Below are 20,916 nucleotides of genomic sequence, written 5' to 3' on the forward strand. Positions count from 1 at the left end.
GCCGATCATTAATTTATCAAAAATCAGGTGGCTATTAACTTGATTTTTTATTGGTTCTAAACTGATTGGTAATTACTTTTGGCAGCGATTTTTGGCCTCTGAAGCAGGCTACTTAAACTATAGCATAGATAAATCAAACCAAAATTTTATGTCTTGGCTTACTAAAACATTAAGCAGTTCAATAGGCAAGAAAGTATTGATGGCAATCACCGGATTGTTTCTTTGTTCATTCCTGATCATTCACCTTATTGGTAACCTTCAGCTATTCAAAGATGACGGCGGCTACGCTTTCAACACATACACCGTTTTCATGACCACAAATCCTCTGATTAAAACGGTTTCCTATGTGCTTTATTTCTCCATTCTTTTTCATGCCATCTGGGGGATATACCTTGAAATCCAGAATAAAAAGGCTCGTCCTCAAGGTTATGCGATGTCTAAAAATCAAGGTTCTTTGGCCAGTAGAAATATGGCGATTCTAGGAACCATCATTTTTGTTTACATCGCGGTTCACTTAGGTGATTTCTGGTATGAATACAAATTTGGTCACTTGCCATATGTGTCATACACTGAGAATGTAAACACAGGTGAAGTGATCGCCATCGAGTCTTTGGCTTCTGATTATACACAGGATGTCAAAATGCTTGAAGTGATGGATCAGGAAGCTGGTACCAAAACTACTACAGTTAAAGATTTGTACATGGAGGCAGAAGAGGCCTTCTCGAAACCATTATTGGTAATCTTCTATGTGATCTCAATGATCGTTTTAGGTTTCCACTTATTACATGGTTTCCAAAGCGGATTTCAAACTCTCGGTTTGAATCATCCGAAATACAACCCGTTAATTAAGAAAATAGGGGTATGGATTTTTGCAATCCTAATTCCATTCGCCTTTGCGGTAATTCCTGTTTATTTTCTTATTAAGTAATTCTCTAAAATAAAGATATCATGGCCGAATCAAGCGTAAAGTTAGATGCCAAAACTCCGGAAGGACCAATAGCTGACCGTTGGACTTCCTATAAAGATCATATTGACCTGGTTAACCCAGCCAACAAGCGTAATATTGACGTGATAGTGGTGGGTACGGGTCTTGCAGGTGGCTCAGCAGCTGCTACTTTAGCAGAACTGGGTTATAATGTAAAGGCTTTTTGTTACCAGGATTCTCCTAGAAGAGCTCACTCTATTGCAGCCCAAGGTGGTATTAATGCCGCCAAAAATTATCAGGGTGATGGTGACTCTACTTACAGACTTTTCTACGATACCGTAAAAGGTGGTGACTATAGAAGCCGCGAATCAAACGTGTATCGTCTTGCAGAGGTTTCTGCTAATATTATTGACCAGTGTGTAGCACAAGGTGTGCCTTTTGCTCGTGACTACGGTGGGTTATTAGATAACCGTTCTTTTGGTGGTGTGTTAGTTTCAAGAACTTTCTATGCTAAAGGACAAACTGGTCAACAGCTACTTTTAGGTGCATATTCTGCTATGAACCGTCAGATTGCCAGAGGTAAGATCCAGATGTACAATCGTCACGAAATGCTTGACATCGTAATCGTAGATGGTAAGGCTCGCGGGATCATCGCCAGGAACCTGGTAACAGGTGAAATAGAAAGACATTCGGCTCACGCAGTAGTAATTGGTAGTGGAGGTTACGGTAACGTATATTTCTTGTCTACTAATGCAATGGGCTCAAACGTAACTGCCGCGTGGAAAATCCATAAGAAAGGTGCTTACTTCGCTAACCCATGTTTCACTCAGATTCACCCGACTTGTATTCCAAGGTCTGGTGATTACCAATCAAAGCTGACTCTTATGTCTGAGTCTTTGAGAAATGATGGTAGAATCTGGGTGCCGAAAAAACTCGAGGACGCAGAGGCGATTAGAGAAGGAAGACTGAAGCCAACAGAATTGGCTGAAGAAGACAGAGATTATTACCTGGAAAGAAGATATCCAGCTTTTGGTAACCTTGTCCCTCGTGATGTGGCTTCCAGAGCAGCAAAAGAAAGATGTGATGCTGGTTTTGGCGTAAATAAAACGGGCGAAGCTGTTTATCTTGATTTCAAGTCGGCTATTGAGCGTTACGGTAAGGAGAAGGCTCAGGTATTGGGTATCAAAGATCCTTCAGATGAAAAGATTCTTGAATTAGGAGAAGAGGTCGTTGCAAATAAATATGGTAACCTTTTCCAGATGTACGAGAAAATCGTAGCTGAAGACCCATACAAAACTCCAATGATGATTTATCCGGCCACACACTATACAATGGGTGGTATTTGGGTTGATTATAATTTGATGACCACTATTCCTGGCTGTTACGCTATCGGAGAAGCAAACTTCTCAGATCACGGGGCAAACAGACTTGGGGCTTCTGCCTTGATGCAGGGACTTGCAGATGGTTACTTTGTATTGCCATATACCATTGGTGATTACCTGTCAAACGACATCAGAACAGGCCCTATTTCTACAGAGCTGCCTGAGTTTGAAGCCGCTGAAAAATCGGTAAAAGAGCAATTAGACTTCTTTATCAATAATAAGGGATCTCATTCTGTAGATTACTACCATAAGAAACTTGGTAAGATCATGTGGGATAAGGTAGGAATGTCCAGAAATGCCCAAGGCTTAAAAGAGGCGATGGCGGAGATTAAGGAGCTTAGAGAAGACTTCTGGAAGAATGTTAGTGTACCGGGTGATTTGGATGAAATGAATCCAGAGCTTGAAAAAGCAAGCCGTGTGGCTGACTTCCTGGAGTTAGGTGAATTGTTTGCCAAAGACGCTTTGGAAAGAAACGAATCTTGTGGAGGTCACTTCAGAGAGGAGTATCAAACTGAAGAGGGAGAAGCTCTACGTGATGACGAAAACTATGCCTATGTAGCAGCATGGGAATATAAAGGTGAGCCGTCTGAGGCTGTTTTACACAAAGAGAATTTAGAATTTAAAGATATCGAGTTGAAAACTCGCTCATATAAATAAGATTAAACCATGGATTTAAAACTTAAAGTCTGGAGACAAAAAAACGCCGACGATAAAGGTGGTTTAGTAGAATATCAATTGAACGATATTGAAGGACACATGTCTTTCCTAGAAATGATGGATATTCTGAATGAGCAACTCATCTCAGAAGGGCAGGAGCCTGTTTCATTTGATCATGATTGTCGCGAAGGAATTTGTGGTTCATGTTCAATGCACATCAATGGAGAACCTCACGGGCCTGATGGTGGTACTACTACTTGCCAACTTCACATGCGTAGCTTTAAAGATGGTGATACTATTTATATAGAGCCATTCAGAGCTAAAGCTTTTCCTGTAATAAAAGACCTTGTGGTTGACCGTACTGCATTTGACAGAATTCAGCATGCTGGTGGATATATTTCGGTAAATACCTCTGGTAATACGCAGGATGCAAATAGTATCCCTGTACCAAAAGTAAATGCAGATAAGGCGTTTGATGCTGCTACTTGTATCGGATGTGGAGCATGTGTGGCGGCTTGTAAAAATGCTTCTGCTATGCTATTCGTATCTGCCAAAGTATCGCAGTTTGCTTTATTACCACAAGGTGAAGTGGAAGCTCAGGATAGAGCCCTGAATATGGTTAAACAAATGGATGCTGAAGGTTTTGGTAATTGTACTAACACCGGGGCTTGTGAAGCGGAATGTCCTAAAGGTATTTCTTTAGAGAACATAGCGAGACTTAATAGAGAATACTTAAGTGCCAGCGTCACCGCTGATAAGTAAGATTAGAATTTAAATTGTATAAAATGAAAAGCCCGATCTCACATGAGATCGGGCTTTCTTTTTGAAGTAACCCTAGTGGTTAAGCTGCTTTTTCCATTTGTATTTCATAAGGACTTGGCATTGAAGTCTTGCTTGGGTAGGCCAGGTTATACTGATAGTAGTATTCCTGAAATGTTGGGATCATTGTAATAATGTGTGCCAACTTTTCTACTGCCATTCTGTAGGCATTTACATTTGCAAGATCTTTCGTTTTAGCTTTAAAGCCGTCATGTATTTCTACTACTGAGTTTGTATTGATATAAAAGTCCTGAATACAAATCAAAGTAACTTCCTTTTCCTCTGTACGGTCATCGTAAATGACTAACATCAAATCATCTTCATTGAAATAGGTATCTACATGAACACCTTTTGCTTTAATTTTCTCTATGGTTTCGCCTTTTCTTTCTAAGAATTTAAGGATTCCTGCCTCGTCATGGCTCACCATGACTCCGTTTGCTACATTGTCGTATTTTATCATCGGTTTTGTCGTCTTTTAGTTTGTAGAACAAATCTATCAAACAAAATAATATTTTGCAAAAAATGATATATTGGCAATAAGAAGTAAAAAATTATGAAAATATATAAAATACAGAATATATAATGGTAAATTGTTTTACTAGGAATATGGAATTGACTAAAGCACTAATTTCACAAAATAGAACTCTGAGAAGAATTCTTTTTAAAATCTCACGATTTGTCAATTGGCAAATAAATGAAGGATATTTGTAGACGAAAAGAATTAAATTTTGATCAATAGCTTATATGTGCGTATTGTCAAAATAATATAAGGTTACAGTCTGTTCATTATTTCCTTGAACCATACTGTAAAGTTTTCGGGCTTCTCCTCAATTTCTTTGGCTATTTCTTCAGTCTTGACCCATCTGTAATCTGCCACTTCTTCTGGGTTTACCTCGAAGGAATCATTATAAGTTGCGAAGTAAACATGGTCTATTTCATTTTCGGTAAGACCATTTGAAAAGGTGGCTTTATAATGGAATGTAAACTTATAATCTAAGTCGCATTGAAACCCCATTTCTTCGCCAAGTCTACGATAGGCAGCATCATAATTTGCTTCGCCCTTATTGGGATGACCACAGCAGGCATTTGTCCATAAGCCGGGTGAATGGTATTTGTGCAGTGCTCTCTGATGAATGAGCATTTCGCCGGCATCATTAAATACCAAAATTGAAAAAGCTCTATGAAGGAGACCGTCTAGATGAACCTTAATTTTTTCTTCATAACCTGTGATCTCGTCTTGTTCATTGACAAGCGTTATAATGATGTTTGTTTTGGCAGGAAGGTTTTCCAATTATGAAGAAGTTTTTATAATTAATAAGTGTCAAAGTTGTATTTAATGAGAATTGCCTAAATTTCGAGCCATTTCATTAAACCCTATACTTGCACATGAAACTCTACAAAACCTCAAAAGGTTTCGTCATAGAAACCGAAGGTCAGTATTATTTGTCAAAACACACCGACTGGGATCAATTTATCAATAGAGAAAATCTTTTCTTTGAGATTCAAAGAGAAGTACAAGGCCTCGCTTCAGACTTTGAATACATAAATCTTGTAAAGAATTTTGTAGAGGCTCCGATCAAAGGACAAGAGGTTTGGGCATCTGGTGTTACTTATTTGCGTAGCAAAAAGGCCCGAATGGAAGAATCAAAAGACTCAGGAGGAGGCGACTTCTACGATAGGGTTTATGATGCAGACCGACCGGAGATATTTTTTAAAGCCACAGCCGGAAGGGTAGTAGGCCCAGGTGAAAAGATCAGGATTCGTAGAGATTCTAAATGGAATGTGCCAGAGCCAGAAATGACCTTATTTATCAATAGTAAAGGGCAGATATCAGGCTATACTGTTGGGAATGACGTCAGTTCCAGAGATATAGAAGGAGAGAATCCTTTGTATTTGCCACAGGCAAAGTCTTATGATAAAAGTGCAGCTTTGGGCCCATGTATTTATGTGACAGATGAACCTTTAAGCCCTGAGACGAATATAAAGCTTGAGATTTTCAGAAACGGAAAGGGTGTATTTAGTCAAACAACCCAACTCAATCAGATGAAACGCACTTTTAACGACCTGGTGAAATATTTATATGCTGAATGTACCTTTGAGAATGGGTCGTTTTTAATGACTGGAACAGGGATTATCCCTGAGGATAGCTTCACGCTTCAGGTGGGTGACTTGGTAGAAATCACGATAGATCAAATAGGAAAACTTAGTAATACAGTAGAAACGAAATAACATGGATTTACAAGGAATAAACATTATTGGATTCAATACCTCTTCTGAGGGAACAGTAGCTCTTCAGGCTGTAAATCCGGTTTCGGGAGAGACTTTAGGGCCTCTTTTCTATAACGCTACCCTAGGTGAGCTGGCTTCAGCCACAGATTTGGCAGAGGAGGCTTTCACTGTTTACCGTAAGAAGTCAGGTCAGGAGAAAGCCGATTTCCTCAAACAAATTGCTTCAGAGATCGAGGCTTTAGGAGATGATCTCATTGAAAGATATACAGCAGAGACGGGCTTACCGGCTGGTAGAGCACAGGGAGAGCGAGGACGTACGTGTGGGCAGCTTAGGTTGTTTGCTAGTCTTTTGGAAGAAGGCTCATGGGTGAATGCCAAAATAGATACAGCGATGCCAGATCGTCAGCCGCTTCCTCGTGTAGATTTAAGATCAATGGAAAGACCCTTGGGTCCGGTGGCAGTATTTGGTGCAAGTAATTTTCCTTTAGCCTTCTCAGTAGCTGGTGGAGATACAGCATCTGCTTTGGCCGCAGGCTGCCCTGTTATATTTAAAGCCCACCCTGCTCACTTGGGTACCTCTGAGCTTGTAGGAAGAGCTATTCAAAAAGCTGCACATGTAACAGGTATGCCAGATGGCGTTTTCAGCATGCTTCATGGTGATCCAGAGCTAAGTCAGGCATTGGTAAAAGATCCTATCATTAAGGCAGTAGGTTTTACCGGATCTTATAAAGTTGGGAAGCTTCTTTTTGATATTGCTGCTCAGCGAGAAGAGCCTATACCTGTTTATTCAGAAATGGGGAGTACCAATCCAGTCTTTGTTCTTCCAAAAACCTTAAAGGAAAAGGGAGATGCCATTGCAGAGAATTATTTGAACTCGGTCACTTTGGGAGTTGGTCAATTCTGTACAAATCCGGGAATCATGCTGATTCAGAAAGATGATAAGTTTATGGAAACCTTGGAGGTGAAGGCCAAAGAGGCTGTTGGTGGAAATATGCTTACTCCTGGAATAAAAAATGCTTATTTGGGCGGCGTAGAGAATGCCAAGAAGTATACGAAAGTAATAGCTATAGGTAAGAAGGCAGAAGGTTTAACAGGTGTGGAGCCAACCATCTTACATGCCGATTATCAGACTTTCAAAGATAATCCTCATTTAGATGAAGAAGTGTTTGGTCCTACTAGTTTAGTGGTAGAAGGCAATTCAAAGGAAGAGTATCTGGAAATTGCCAAGAACCTATCTGGTCACCTCACAGCTACCGTTCATGGTTCTGAAGAGGAACTTGTAGAATATGCTGAGCTTCTGGAGATTTTAGAGCAAAAAGTAGGAAGGTTGATTGTGAATGGCTTCCCTACGGGTGTAGAGGTATGTCACGCTATGGTGCATGGCGGACCTTATCCGGCTACCACTGATAGTCGTTCAACCTCTGTAGGTACAGGTGCTATAACTCGTTTTACACGTCCGGTCTGTTTCCAAAGTCTGCCAGATGTTTTGCTTCCTGATGAGTTAAAAGAGGCAAATCCTCTTGGTATTTGGAGAATGGTAGATGGTGACCGAAAGAAATAAGCAATGAACTTAAGTCTGAACGAAAAGGTAGTCATCGTCACTGGTGGTGCCAAAGGAATAGGAGAGGGTATTGTTTCTCAATTGGCCCTTGAAGGAGCCTTTCCTGTCGTAATCGGCAGAAATGAGGATGATAATGCCCTAGCTCTGGAGAAAGTAAATGCGGCCGGAGGTTTTGGCATGACGGTAAAAGCAGAACTCTCTAAACCAGAGGAATGTGAAAGAGCAGTTAAGGAAGTTATGGAACGGTTTGGTAGAATTCATGGCCTTGTAAATAATGCAGGATTAAATGACGGAGTAAGCCTTGAGAGCGGGTCTTATGAGGGTTTTATGCAGTCTTTGCATAATAATCTCACTCACTATTACCTAATGGCTCATTATGCTTTGCCTGCTTTAAAGGAAAGTAAAGGGAGTATTGTAAATATTACCTCCAAAGTAGCGGAAACTGGCCAGGGAGGCACTTCAGGCTATGCGGCTGCCAATGGTGGCAGAAATGCTTTGACTCGCGAGTGGGCAGTGGAGCTATTGAAATATGGCATTAGAGTAAATGCGGTGGTAGTAGCTGAAAGTTATACGCCAATGTATGAAAGATGGATTCAGTCATTACCGGATGGTGAGCAGCAGCTCAAAGAAATCAATGGTAGAATTCCTCTGGGTAATAGAATGACGACCACTGAAGAGTTGGCCAATATGGTTGTTTTTCTGCTTTCAAAACGCTCTAGCCATACCACAGGACAGATTATTCATGTAGATGGAGGCTATGTACATCTTGATAGGGCTTTGATAAAGAAGACCTAAGATTTAAGACAAAAGAAACATTACGTTTTTGGTAGGAGAGGGAAGTAGTAATAAGCTGCCCCCTGAAAACTATCCTTCTATTTCTAAGGATTCACAGGCCTTACGAGCTGCGTCTTGTTCGGCCTTCTTTTTGTTCCAGCCACGCCCTTCGCTGATAACCTCTTCATCTACAGTTACCTGAGCTACAAACTCCTTACTGTGGTGTTTGCCGTTCTCCTTGATGATGTCAAAAGAGACGTTTTTTGAAAGGCCCTGAGCCCAAGTGAGCAGGATGCTCTTGTAGTTGGCATTATTCTTTATCACCTCATCTAAATCGTAATAATTAGCGATTAGGTTTGTGATAATAAAACGCTTGGTGAATTTGAAACCTTTATCCAGGTAAATAGCACCAATAAGAGCCTCCATAGCATCGCCGTACATTGATGTACGGGCATGTGTTACACGATTGCCGTCAAAGGTTATGAGTACATCTAAGCCAATTTTACGAGCCACTTGATTCAGCGATTCTCTATTGACAATTCTGGATCTGATTTCTGTAAGAAAACCCTCGTCTTTGAATGGGTATTTTTTAAATAAATACTCGGCGATTACCATTCCAAGGACAGAATCGCCGAGATATTCCAGTCTTTCGTTAGACTCCTTGAAGCCCTCTACGATCGTTTTTTTTGAGGCAGAAGTATGTCTGAAAGCCAGATGATAAAGGGTATCCTTGCCTGGTTTTTCGCCTGTAATTCGTTCAATTGCTTTTCTGAACTCCTTCGTTTCGGCGTCGGTCTTAAAATACCCAAGTATGCTTTCAGTTACTGCCATATAATTATCAGAGCAAATAGAAGCTCTGCATTACTCTTCAAATTTTTTGAAAATCAATGTAGCATTATGACCACCAAAACCAAAACAATTTGAAAGAACAGTGTTGATTTTTCTTTCTTTTGCCACGTTTGGTGTCAAGTCAATCTTTTCATCGATAACCTCGTCTACATTAAACAGGTTAATGGTAGGAGGCACTGTCTGATTTACAATAGATAGCACAGCGGCTACTGATTCTACAGCACCAGCACCACCTAATAAGTGACCGGTCATAGATTTTGTAGAGCTGATACTTACATTATACGTATGCTCTTTGAATAGCCTTTCTATGGCCTTGATCTCCTGAGGATCTCCAAGCCCTGTAGAAGTACCGTGAGTATTGATATAGTCAATTTCCTCTGGTTTCATTTGAGCATCATCCAAAGCATCTGCCATTGATAAATAAGCTCCTTCACCTTCAGGGTGTGGTGCGGTAATATGGTAGGCATCTGATGAGATACCACCACCTACCAGCTCACAGTAGATTTTAGCTCCTCTGGCTTTAGCATGTTCATATTCTTCAAGAATAAGTCCGCCGCCACCTTCTCCAAGCACAAAACCATCACGATCCTGGTCGTATGGTCTTGAAGCTGTTTTATAGTCGTCGTTTCTGGTGGATAGTGCTCTCAAAGCATTAAAACCACCTACGCCTGCTCTGGTTACAGCAGCTTCTGAACCACCAGTTACACAGGCTACCATTCTGCCTAAACGTATGTAGTTAAAGGCGTCAATAATGGCATTATTTGCCGAAGCACACGCTGAGACCGTCACATAGTTTGGCCCTCTGAAACCAAATTTCATTGAAATATGACCCGAAGCCGAGTCAGCGATCATTTTCGGAATGAAGAATGGGTTAAAGCGTGGAACCAGGTTATTATCAGCAAGGTTTAGCACCTCTTCTTCAAAGGTTTTTAATCCACCTATACCAGATCCCCAGATTACACCGATTTTGTCCTTATTAACTTTCTCTAGATCTAGTCCTGAGTCTTCAACAGCCTCAGAGGCTACTACTACTCCGTACTGAGAGAAAAGGTCCATTTTACGGGCATCCTGACGAGGAATAAAGTCTGTAGCATTGAAGTTTTTTAGCTCGCAGGCAAACTGCGTCTTAAATTCTGTCGGATCAAAATGAGTGATTGGGTTTGCACCACTAACACCATTCTTAAGTCCGTTCCAATATTCTTCAACTGTATTTCCAATAGGGGTGAGTGCACCCAGTCCTGTAACAACTACGCGTTTCAGTTCCATGTTAGGTTTGGTTTTAAATGGAAAAAGTTCAATACCCAATTTACAAAAAACTGAATATTGAACTTTTGAAAAGGGTCAGATATATTACTTAGAATTTTCTTCCAGGTAAGCTACAGCCTGTCCCACTGTTTGGATATTTTCTGCCTGATCATCAGGGATAGACACATTGAATTCTTTTTCAAATTCCATGATTAGTTCTACAGTATCCAATGAATCTGCTCCCAAATCGTTTGTAAAAGAAGCTTCAGTAGTCACTTCTGACTCTTCTACGCCAAGCTTTTCTACAATAATTTTCGTTACTTTCGATGCGATATCTGACATTATAAAAATGTATTTGGTTTAAAACAGTGCAAAGAAAATGCTTTTAACCGAAACCAACAAAGTACCCTATAGTTTTTTGAAGTCGCTTAGTTCTCAGATATTTGCTGCGTACAAAAAAATCGACTGATATTTCTGCTATGAAGAGCCTCTTCCAAAAAAAATACAATTCAGATAACTTTTTTCTCCTCGCCGGCCCGTGTGCTATTGAAAGCCGCGATCTGGCCATGCAAATAGCGGAGAAAATTGTAACGATTACTGACAGACTTGGTATCCCATATGTTTTTAAAGGGAGCTATCGCAAAGCCAATAGAACCAAGGTAGATAGCTTTACAGGTATAGGAGATGAGCTGGCTCTCAGTATATTAAAAGAAGTAGGTGAGCAGTTTCAAGTTCCCACCGTTACTGATATCCATGAGACGCATGAGGCAGCTTTGGCGGCAGAGTTTGTTGATGTTTTACAAATTCCAGCCTTTTTGTGTCGTCAAACTGAGCTTTTGGCCGCTGCCGCAAAAACCGGTAGGGCTGTCAATATCAAGAAAGGACAATTTATGAGTGGTGCTTCAATGGGCTTTGCTGTTGAGAAAGTCAAAATGGAAAATCCAGAGGCCAATGTCATGCTGACCGAACGTGGCAATTCTTTTGGCTATTCTGATTTGGTGGTAGACTACAGAAATATTGTAGATATGAAAGCCTTTCAGGCTGATGTGGTCATGGACTGTACGCATTCTTTGCAAAGACCCAATCAAACCTCAGGTGTTACTGGTGGTAATCCACAATTGATTGGTACTATCGCAAAAGCGGCCATTGCCGTTGGGGCAGACGGACTCTTCATTGAAACTCATCCTGACCCGGCCAACGCCAAATCAGACGGAGCTAACATGCTTCATCTGGATAAGCTGGAAAAGCTTTTGGAAGATTTGGTGAGGATTAGAGAAGTGGTGGTTTAGAGAAGTAAAACCACGCCCACCTGGGTTTTCGTATTTTTACTGTAATGAAACCCCTTCTATTTCTTTCAGTATTAGTTAGCCTTGTCAGTTCTGTGGCTCAGGCACAGACTTGCTGTTCGGGAGGTGTTCCTGTGTCTAATTCTTTGGGTTTAGTGCCGGCAGATGATTCAGGTTTCTTGATCAACTTCTCTTTTGATCACCATAACCTCAACAATCTGTACAATTCTTCTGAACGTGTTAAAGATAATAGAAGACAGCGAATCACAGATTCTTATGTTTTGCAAGTCGGTAAGGCCGTGAATCGATTTACATTTGAGTTGCTGGTACCTTTTGTCTCTCAAAAGAGACTTATCACGGGTATTGGAACAGATCAGGAATCGAGTAAGGGATTTGGAGATTTGGCTTTTCTCGCTGGCCGCCAATTTGGTAAATCTAAGAACTGGCATCTGGCTGTGGGTTTGAAATTGCCAACGGGTAAAATATCGAGTACCTCTGATTTGGGCATCAAGCTCAATGCAGATATGCAAAGTGGAACCGGATCTCTGGATGGGCTTTTTACTGCACTGTATGCTAAACAGTTTCAAAACAGAACTTTCTATATGCAGATTTACCATACCGAAAGAGGAACTAAAAAGAACTTTGAAACCAATCTGGATTATCGGTTTGGGAATGAAAGTCAGATGACTTTAGGTGTTGTTTCGCAGAAGGTGTTTTTCCAGCAATTGATGGATTTTGGACTGGCTTCTAGATTGAGGATTGTTGGGAGAAATTTTGCCAATGGACAGGAGGTGCCAGGTACAGGTGGCCGATGGGTTTTGCTAAATGGCATGGCAAGAGTTTACTTTTTCGATGGGTCAACAAGCCTACAGTTTAGCGGAGATTTGCCCCTGCTTCATCGGGTTAATGGTCTCCAGAACGTCCCTACCTATCGGGCAAATATTGGCCTTATGGCAAACATTAAGTCAAAAGAGAAATGAGATGGACTTTTCTAATTTGTTGGTTTTTGCTTGGTTGTAATCAGGCCACTGTAGAAACTCAGCCCATGTTGGAGGAGGATTCTGAATGGTCGGTGCCTATAGATGAAGTCAGAGACGGCGGTGTGGGTAGAGACGGAATTCCTTCAATAGATCGTCCGATGTTTAGTAAAGCGGCTGACCAGCAAGTGCTGTTTGACCATGAATTAGTGACTGGAATAGTGGTCAAAGGAGTGGCGGTGGCTTACCCACATAAAATTTTAGATTATCATGAAATTGTCAACACTGATCATGGTGGATTTGCTTATGCTATTTCCTTTTGTCCACTTACGGGAACCTCATTGGTGTACCCCAGAGAGTTAAATGGTCAAACTACAACGTATGGAGTATCGGGCTTACTTTTCAACTCTAACCTTATTCTGTATGACAGAGCGTCAGAATCTTTATGGTCACAGATGTTATTGAGTTCTATAAATGGAGAATTTAAAGATCAGGAAATACCCTTTTACCAAACAATAGAAACTACTTGGGCTACATGGAAATCCTGGTATCCTGAATCTTTGGTTTTGGACCCTCCAAATCAAATGCCTCGTAGCTACGATGAATATGCCTATGGCGGTTACCGTGAAAATCATGATCTATTGCTTTTTCCACCCAAAAATGACTTTACAGGCTTTCCAAGGAAAGAGAGGATTCTAGGAGTCGTAAATGAAGGTAGAATGTATCCTTTTCGATTTAATCAGTTCCAGAACGGAGTTGGTCATTTGACGTCGAAAGTTGGAAATAGGGAAGTGTTAGTCTTTGGAAATGCCGAAGCCAATTACCTCTTTGCTAATGAAAATAAGACTGAACAAGGAGCGGAAGTAGTAGTGAAGCAAGTCTTCAAAGATCAGCGTGGTGGAAAGCTATTTGAAGATACCCAAGGAAATATTTGGTCAGTAAACGGAGAAGCAATTACTGGTCAAAATAAAGGACAAAGATTAAGAACCATTCAAAACTACATAGGGTATAGCTTTGCTATGGCGGCTTTTTATCCTAATGATTTCTTTGAGCGGTAGAAGTATGGCAATAAGAACGCGACCTTATTAGTTGTAATGCAGGAAAGGTTCAAAGCTTTGACACCGCTAGATTTTGCTTAGCTTTGTATCTAATTCTGCTTTTCTAATAAAATATCATGGCTAAATCTTTTCGTAAAAAGAAATCAGCAAGCAATCAGCGTAGAAGTTCGGCGTCAAAAAAAGGTTCATCGGAGTCTTCAGGTGGCTTATCCTCAGCTCAGTGGCAGCTCATTATTGGAGTCTTCTTTTTGGTAGTATCTCTGGTTTTGGCCATCTCTTTTGTTTCCTATCTTTTTACGGGTCAGGCGGATCAGGATTTGGTGCAGCATAACTTCAAGTCTGCCATTGATACTGGACATAAAAAGGCCGAAAATGCCCTAGGTGTAGTTGGAGCATTTATTTCGCACTATTTCATTTTCAAGTGGTTTGGTCTTGCCGCTTTTGGAATTGTTCCACTCGTTTTTCTTTCTGCTTTCAGACTTATTTTTCAGCAGGATTTATTCACCATTAATCTTAATAGATTAGCCAAAGGCACCATATTCTATGTGTTCTTCATTTCCTTATTCTTAGGCTATTTTACCTATCATTTTGATTTGGGAGATGGGCGGATCAGCGGTGGAGTAGGTTATCAGTTGAATGACCTTCTTAACCATATTCTTGGCTGGGGAAGTATTTTATTGATAGCTCTGATTCTGTTTCTGTGGTTAGTATTCTTTCATGGTCTTACCAAAATTGATAATTATTTCTTAGACAAATGGTCTGCTAAAAAAGAGGAGCCGGAAATGCCGGAGGTTTATGAAGAACCAGTGAAAGCCGTGGCCAAAGAAGAGTCTGAAATTATCGCAGAGAAACCGTTTGAGGGAGGTATCTCTTTCACCGTAGATAAAAAACCTGAAAAAGAGCCTGAAAAAACTGCTGAGCCTGAAATAGAAATAGTTAGAAATGAGCCAGTAGAAGAAGAAGTTAAGCTGGAGGTCTCAAAGGAAGCTACCAGTTTTCTTCCTGAAGAAGATACTTCAGATAAAGACCTGGAAGAGTTTGGGCCTTATGACCCGAAATTGGATTTGGGTTCTTACCAATACCCTCCGCTTTCTTTGCTTATTGACCGCCAGGGAAAACATGCTTCTGTTTCTGATGAAGAATTGGAAGCCAATAAGCGAAATATCGTGGAGACCATGCGTAACTTCTCGATTGGCATCTCCAGTATAAAAGCTACCATTGGGCCTACAGTTACGTTATATGAAATTGTGCCGGAGGCGGGTGTACGTATTTCGAAAATTAAGAATCTTGAGGATGATATCGCACTTAATCTTGCGGCTTTGGGGATTCGTATCATTGCTCCTATGCCAGGTAAAGGGACGATAGGGATTGAGGTACCTAACAAACATCCTGAACTGGTTTCTGTAAAGTCAGTATTTGCTAATCCTAAGTTTCAGCAAAGTAAGTTTGAGCTGCCAATAGTGCTGGGTAAAACCATTGCCAATGAAATGTTTGTTTCAGATTTGGCTAAAATGCCTCACCTACTAATGGCGGGAGCTACTGGTCAGGGTAAATCGGTAGGTATTAACGTACTGCTGGCTTCTTTACTATTCAAAAAGCACCCTGCGGAGGTGAAGTTTGTTTTGGTTGATCCTAAAAAAGTGGAGCTGTCACTTTTCAATAAAATTGAAAGACATTTTCTGGCTACGCTGCCAAATGCCGAGGATGCCATCATTACCGATACCAAAAAGGTAATCTATACACTTAACTCGCTGTGTATAGAAATGGATAATCGTTACGATCTCCTGAAAGATGCTGGGGTTAGAAATATCAGGGAGTACAATACCAAGTTTACAAAACGTAAGCTGAATCCAGAAAACGGTCATCGTTATTTGCCTTATATCGTTTTGGTGATCGATGAACTCGCCGATCTAATGATGACGGCTGGTAAAGAGGTAGAGCAGCCGATTGCCAGATTGGCTCAGCTTGCTCGTGCTATCGGTATTCATTTGATCGTGGCTACTCAAAGGCCATCTGTGAATGTAATTACAGGTTTGATCAAGGCTAACTTCCCTGCAAGGCTTTCATTTAAAGTAACGGCTAAGGTAGACTCCAGAACTATTTTGGATACTGGTGGAGCTGAGCAGCTCGTAGGGAATGGTGATATGTTGCTCAGTATGGGCTCAGATATGGTTCGTCTGCAGTGTCCGTTTATTGATACCCCTGAAGTAGATGGTGTATGTGAGTACATCGGAGAGCAGAGAGGCTATGAGTCGGCTTATCCACTGCCAGAATACTATGGTGATGACGAGCCAGATCCATTGGAGGTAGATATGTCTGACCTAGATACCCTTTTTGAGGACGCCGCTCGTCTTCTGGTGACTTTCCAGCAAGGGAGTACATCACTAATTCAGCGAAAAATGAAGCTAGGGTATAACAGAGCAGGCCGTATCATAGATCAGTTAGAGGCAGCAGGGATTGTAGGGCCTTTTGAGGGTTCTAAGGCTCGTGAAGTACTGATCAAAGACATGGAGCACCTGGAAGAAATACTAAGCAATATCAGAAGCAAGAATTGATATTAAAGACTCATTAACAAAGTCTTGTTAAACATTTCCTTTATTTTTGCGTCCAATTTATTAAGCAGGGTAGAATACTCTGTGTAATATCAAAATATTAAATACTCAGAGATAACAAATGAGAAAATTAGCGGTTTTACTAACCTTTATGATGCTTTCTTCAGTGGCTGTTTTGGCACAAGATGCTAAGGCAGGAGCTATTTTGGATGCTATGAGCACCAAATATAAAAACATGAAGTCCTTCAAAGCAGACTTTACCTATGCTGCCGTGAGTCCAAGTGGAAAAATGGGAAGAAAAAGAGCAGGGAAAATAGCCGTTAAAGGGGTGAAGTTTAAGCTGGACATGGTGGGTCAGGAGATCTATAATAATGGTTCTGAGATCTATTCATTTGTGAAAGAAACCAACGAGGTGAACATCACGGAGTACGACTCCTCTGAAGACTCACAGTTTTCTCCGGCCAATGTTTACACGATATACAAGAACGGTTATAAGTACAGCTACAAAGGATCTACTACCATTTCTGGTAAAAGTTATGATGTGGTGCAGCTAGTACCCAAAGAGTCTGGTAACATTAGCCAATTGGAATTGGTGGTTGATAAATCAAGTAAAGAAATCAAAAGATGGACCATCTGGGATCGTAAAAATGCCAAAACGGTTTTTGATATCACTAGCTTTAGTCCAAATACCACTTTATCAGATAGCTTTTTTAGCTTCAATACCGCTAAGTACCCAGGGGTAGAGGTGGTAGACCTTCGTTAAATCTTATAAAGTATCATACAAAACCTCTGCAGGTCCTGCGGAGGTTTTTTTGTTTCTATATTTATTGTTTTGAAATACTGAATAGAAATGTCTTCACACCATATTGTAAGAGAAAAACAAGAGCCGGCCCTTCTTATAGCAAACGGAGAATCCTGTAGTGCAGAGCTTATGGGGCAGCTGCTGGAGTGGTCACCTTTTGTGGTTGTTCTTGATGGGGCCATAAAAAGAGTTTTAGACAGAGGAATCAAAGTGGATGTTTTTCACGGTGATTTTGATAGTCATGAAATTGACATAGAAACTATAAAGTCTGAGCAGTTTCCTATTGAAATACACTATACGCCAGATCAGGAGAAGACAGACCTTGAAAAAGGTATTGAGTTTTTAATTGATCGTGGTTTTCCCGCAGTCAATATTATTTGGGCCACAGGCAAAAGAATGGATCACACGGTGGCCAATATTTTCAATCTGGTGAAATACAAGGATCAGATAAAAATAGTGATGCTTGATGACCACTCTAAAATTTTTCCACTATTGCCTTCTCCACATGTTTTTGAGAAGTGGTATAGTGAAGGATCTAATATTTCTTTACTACCGCTTGGTAAGTGTGAAGGGATAAAAACAACCAACCTTAAGTATCCTCTTAACAGTGAGGAATTAGAGATCGGAATTCGCCTCGGAAATAGCAATGAAGCAGCAAAAGACGGTCTTGTTAAAGTAGAATTTACGGCTGGAGAACTACTGTTAATGGAGTGTGAAGATTAGGCACACTTTATCCACATTTCATTTAGATGATTGTCTAATTATTTTCAATTTTTATTGAAAATTTAAAAAAAATGTTTTTACATTTAGAGTGTAATAGGCAGAAAACGTGCTTTTTAGCTTCTCAGTCTGTTAATTGAACGATTTGTGGAAAAGTCTGAATACCACCTCTTGATAAATGTGGAAAACTTTGGATTTGCACTTTTTTGAGCCCCTGAAAATTGTAAATCGCTGATCCTGAGATCGTATTGCTTTAAATCTGTTGTAGAATTTTGGAATTGAGAAAAATCCAAACATTTTTCGGACTTTTTTAACGAAAAATTCCGTGTTAGTTTTGATGTCTCGGCTCTAAAATATCTGCCCGATTTTTAGTGTTGAACCCTGAATGAATCTTACTTGTTTGTACCCTTTAAATCTGTAATTGCCGTATGTATGTAATCAAAAGAGACGGACGCCGGGAATCCGTTAAGTTTGACAAAATCACCGCTAGAATCGAAAGACTTTGCTACGGTCTTGACCCCAATTTTGTTTTACCTGTAGAAGTAGCCATGAAAGTGGTTTCCGGAATTTATGACGGAGTTTCTACTTCTCAACTGGACAGTCTTGCAGCAGAAACCGCTGCATCGATGACCACAAAACATCCCGATTACGCTCAGCTGGCTGCCAGAATAGCCATCAGTAATCTGCACAAAAACACTTTAAAATCTTTTTCTGGTACCATGAAGCTGTTATATCAGTACGTGGACCCGAAAACCGGAGAAAACGCTTCTCTAATAGCGAAAGATACGTGGAAGGTGATACAGAAGAATGCGGCACTTCTTGATTCTACTATCATTTACGATAGAGATTACGGCTATGACTACTTCGGCTATAAAACTCTTGAAAGATCTTACCTTCTAAAAACGAATGGTAAGATTGTAGAAAGACCTCAGCATATGCTCATGCGTGTGTCTGTAGGGATTCATGGTGATAACATGGAGAAGGTGATTGAAACCTACAACCTTCTTTCTGAAAGATGGTTTACACATGCTACACCAACATTATTCAATGCGGGTACACCAAAACCACAGCTGTCTTCATGTTTTTTATTGACCATGAAAGATGACAGTATTGATGGTATCTACGACACGCTTAAGCAGTGTGCTAAGATTTCTCAATCTGCAGGTGGAATAGGTTTGGCAATTCATAATATCAGAGCTAAAGGGTCTTACATCAAGGGTACCAATGGTACTTCAAATGGTATCATCCCGATGCTTCGTGTGTATAACGATACGGCTCGTTATGTAGATCAGGGCGGTGGAAAGAGAAAAGGGTCTTTCGCTATTTATCTGGAGCCATGGCACGCAGATATAGATGACTTTTTGGATTTGAAGAAGAACCACGGTAAAGAAGAGATGCGTGCTCGTGATCTTTTCTACGCTATGTGGATTTCAGATCTTTTCATGAAGAGAGTAGAAGCAGATGCTGAGTGGTCATTATTCTGTCCGCATGAGTGTCCGGGTCTTTCTGATGCTTATGGAGATGACTTTGAGAAGCTTTATCATAAATACGAGTCTGAAGGCAAGGCCAGAAAGTCTGTTAAAGCTCAGCAGCTTTGGTTTAAGATTCTTGAATCGCAGATAGAAACGGGTACTCCGTACATTTTGTACAAGGATGCTGCTAATAAGAAATCAAACCAGAAGAATTTAGGTACTATTAAGTCTTCAAACTTATGTACCGAGATCATGGAGTACACTTCTGAGGATGAAGTAGCTGTATGTAACCTGGCGTCTATTGCCCTACCTAAGTTTGTAGAGCAAAATGAGATGGGTGAATACACAGGTTTTGACCATCAGAAACTCTATGAAATTGTGAAGGTGACTACCAGAAACCTGAACAAGATTATCGACGTTAACTATTATCCGGTTAAGGAAGCTCAAAATAGCAACCTTCGTCATAGACCTATCGGGATTGGTGTTCAAGGTCTTGCTGATACATTTATTCAGCTAAGAATGCCATTTGACTCTGAGGAGGCCAAGCAGCTGAACAAGGAGATTTTTGAAACCATGTACTATGCAGCTGTAGAGACATCTATGGAGCTGGCTCAGGAAGAGGGACCATACGAGACCTGGGAAGGTTCTCCGATTTCTCAAGGTATCTTCCAGTTTGATATGTGGGATGTAACTCCAGACTCAGGAAGATGGGATTGGGATGCTATGAGAGATAAGGTGAAAGAGCATGGTGTAAGAAACTCACTTTTATTAGCTCCGATGCCGACTGCATCTACGAGTCAGATTTTAGGAAATAATGAGTGTTTTGAGCCTTATACCTCAAACATCTACTCAAGAAGAGTACTTTCAGGTGAGTTTGCCATTGTAAACAAACACCTTCTCAGAGATCTGGTTAAGATAAATCTATGGAACGATACCATGAAAAATAAGCTGATAGCTGCAAATGGTTCTGTTCAGAGTATTGACGAGATTCCTCAAAACCTGAAAGATCTATACAAGACTTCTTGGGAGATCAAACAAAAAGTGATTATCGATATGGCGGCCGACAGAGGTGCTTACATCTGTCAGAGCCAGTCAATGAACGTATTCATGTCTAACCCGAACTTCGGGAAGCTTACTTCTATGCACTTCTATGCATGGAAAGCAGGACTGAAAACAGGAATGTATTATCTACGTACTAAAGCAGCGGTAGATGCCGTTAAGTTTACCGTAGATAAGCAAGCCGTACAAGAAACGAACAAAGCAGAAAAGGTAGAGGAGAAGCCGTTAGATTATAAGGGCTACGCTGCCGAGAATGAGAAAAAGGCTAAAGAGGCCGCTGCTTCATTTAAAGTAGAGCAATCGGAAGAAGAGAAGGCTTACGCAGCAATGCAGTGTTCTCTTGATAACCCGGATGATTGTGTGATGTGTGGTTCGTAATTACGGGTTCCGACTAACGTGTGATATTAAAAAAGCCTCGCTTTATGGCGGGGCTTTACTTTTATATGCTTTCTATTAGAATTAATAAGTAGTTTGTAACTAGTACATTAATAAGGTTTTAGAAACTGAATAACCTTAATAAACTAGGACCATTTTTAAACTAAAAGTTCA

General features: G+C 40.6%; 18 protein-coding genes. 13 read left to right on the forward strand and 5 right to left on the reverse strand.

The features are described 5' to 3' along the window. Window positions 1–148 precede the first annotated feature (148 nt). The 3 genes from ACUXV0_RS13870 to ACUXV0_RS13880 are packed head-to-tail and all read left to right on the forward strand — an operon-like array spanning window position 149 to window position 3,726. Window positions 149–928, forward strand: coding sequence for a succinate dehydrogenase cytochrome b subunit (locus ACUXV0_RS13870; RefSeq protein WP_446190159.1), 780 nt, complete (start codon window positions 149–151; stop codon window positions 926–928). 20 nt (window positions 929–948) lie between these two features. Then, the gene (locus tag ACUXV0_RS13875) at window positions 949–2,964 is read left to right on the forward strand and encodes a fumarate reductase/succinate dehydrogenase flavoprotein subunit (RefSeq protein WP_446190160.1); all 2,016 of its coding nucleotides are present in this window, start codon (window positions 949–951) and stop codon (window positions 2,962–2,964) included. Window positions 2,965–2,973: 9 nt separating this feature from the next. Next, window positions 2,974–3,726, forward strand: a complete 753-nt coding sequence (locus tag ACUXV0_RS13880) for a succinate dehydrogenase/fumarate reductase iron-sulfur subunit (protein WP_446190161.1) — start codon at window positions 2,974–2,976, stop codon at window positions 3,724–3,726. A gap of 79 nt (window positions 3,727–3,805) precedes the next feature. On the opposite strand, the gene ACUXV0_RS13885 is transcribed toward ACUXV0_RS13880, so the two are convergent. Next, the gene (locus ACUXV0_RS13885) at window positions 3,806–4,243 is read right to left on the reverse strand and encodes a hypothetical protein (protein WP_446190162.1); all 438 of its coding nucleotides are present in this window, start codon (window positions 4,241–4,243) and stop codon (window positions 3,806–3,808) included. Window positions 4,244–4,555: 312 nt separating this feature from the next. Next, window positions 4,556–5,074: an isopentenyl-diphosphate Delta-isomerase gene (gene idi / locus ACUXV0_RS13890; RefSeq protein ID WP_446190163.1), complete on the reverse strand. Its 519-nt coding sequence runs from the start codon at window positions 5,072–5,074 to the stop codon at window positions 4,556–4,558. A gap of 95 nt (window positions 5,075–5,169) precedes the next feature. On the opposite strand from idi, the gene ACUXV0_RS13895 reads away from it, so the two are divergent. The 3 genes from ACUXV0_RS13895 to ACUXV0_RS13905 are packed head-to-tail and all read left to right on the forward strand — an operon-like array spanning window position 5,170 to window position 8,368. Next, entirely contained in the window at window positions 5,170–6,012 is an 843-nt protein-coding gene (locus ACUXV0_RS13895) for a fumarylacetoacetate hydrolase family protein (protein ID WP_446190164.1), read from the forward strand. A gap of 1 nt (window position 6,013) precedes the next feature. Further along, window positions 6,014–7,573 carry an aldehyde dehydrogenase (NADP(+)) gene (locus tag ACUXV0_RS13900; protein WP_446190165.1) on the forward strand — a complete coding sequence of 520 codons (1,560 nt, stop codon included), beginning with the start codon at window positions 6,014–6,016 and terminating at the stop codon, window positions 7,571–7,573. A 3-nt stretch (window positions 7,574–7,576) separates the two neighbouring features. Further along, window positions 7,577–8,368 (forward strand): SDR family oxidoreductase, encoded by a 792-nt coding sequence (locus tag ACUXV0_RS13905; RefSeq protein WP_446190166.1) that lies wholly within the window; start codon window positions 7,577–7,579, stop codon window positions 8,366–8,368. Window positions 8,369–8,437: 69 nt separating this feature from the next. Here the strand turns inward: ACUXV0_RS13905 and rnc are convergent, their stop codons facing one another. The 3 genes from rnc to ACUXV0_RS13920 all read right to left on the reverse strand — a co-directional run bounded on the left by rnc (window position 8,438) and on the right by ACUXV0_RS13920 (window position 10,783). Continuing rightward, a complete protein-coding gene (gene rnc / locus ACUXV0_RS13910) occupies window positions 8,438–9,178 on the reverse strand; it encodes a ribonuclease III (RefSeq protein WP_446190167.1) in 741 nt (246 codons plus the stop codon). A gap of 30 nt (window positions 9,179–9,208) precedes the next feature. After that, complete coding sequence (fabF, locus tag ACUXV0_RS13915) at window positions 9,209–10,462, reverse strand: beta-ketoacyl-ACP synthase II (RefSeq protein WP_446190168.1); 1,254 nt, start codon at window positions 10,460–10,462, stop codon at window positions 9,209–9,211. Window positions 10,463–10,546: 84 nt separating this feature from the next. Continuing rightward, window positions 10,547–10,783, reverse strand: a complete 237-nt coding sequence (locus tag ACUXV0_RS13920; RefSeq protein WP_055147068.1) for an acyl carrier protein — start codon at window positions 10,781–10,783, stop codon at window positions 10,547–10,549. 137 nt (window positions 10,784–10,920) lie between these two features. Between ACUXV0_RS13920 and kdsA the strand changes: the two genes are divergently transcribed. The 7 genes from kdsA (at window position 10,921) to ACUXV0_RS13955 (ending at window position 20,745) form a co-directional block, all read left to right on the forward strand. Beyond that, window positions 10,921–11,730, forward strand: coding sequence for a 3-deoxy-8-phosphooctulonate synthase (gene kdsA, locus ACUXV0_RS13925; RefSeq protein ID WP_446190169.1), 810 nt, complete (start codon window positions 10,921–10,923; stop codon window positions 11,728–11,730). Between the two features lie 44 nt (window positions 11,731–11,774). Further along, entirely contained in the window at window positions 11,775–12,707 is a 933-nt protein-coding gene (locus ACUXV0_RS13930; protein WP_446190170.1) for a hypothetical protein, read from the forward strand. Beyond that, window positions 12,704–13,762: a DUF3179 domain-containing protein gene (locus ACUXV0_RS13935; RefSeq protein ID WP_446190171.1), complete on the forward strand. Its 1,059-nt coding sequence runs from the start codon at window positions 12,704–12,706 to the stop codon at window positions 13,760–13,762. Before ACUXV0_RS13930 ends, ACUXV0_RS13935 begins: the two co-directional genes overlap by 4 nt. Before the next feature lie 116 nt (window positions 13,763–13,878). Beyond that, window positions 13,879–16,317, forward strand: coding sequence for a DNA translocase FtsK 4TM domain-containing protein (locus ACUXV0_RS13940; RefSeq protein ID WP_446190172.1), 2,439 nt, complete (start codon window positions 13,879–13,881; stop codon window positions 16,315–16,317). 118 nt (window positions 16,318–16,435) lie between these two features. Next, complete coding sequence (locus ACUXV0_RS13945) at window positions 16,436–17,077, forward strand: LolA family protein (RefSeq protein ID WP_446190173.1); 642 nt, start codon at window positions 16,436–16,438, stop codon at window positions 17,075–17,077. An 87-nt stretch (window positions 17,078–17,164) separates the two neighbouring features. Further along, window positions 17,165–17,839, forward strand: coding sequence for a thiamine diphosphokinase (locus tag ACUXV0_RS13950; protein WP_446190174.1), 675 nt, complete (start codon window positions 17,165–17,167; stop codon window positions 17,837–17,839). Window positions 17,840–18,264: 425 nt separating this feature from the next. Further along, a complete protein-coding gene (locus ACUXV0_RS13955; protein ID WP_446190175.1) occupies window positions 18,265–20,745 on the forward strand; it encodes a ribonucleoside-diphosphate reductase subunit alpha in 2,481 nt (826 codons plus the stop codon). Window positions 20,746–20,916 lie beyond the last annotated feature (171 nt).

The organism is Jiulongibacter sp. NS-SX5, assembly GCF_052828545.1.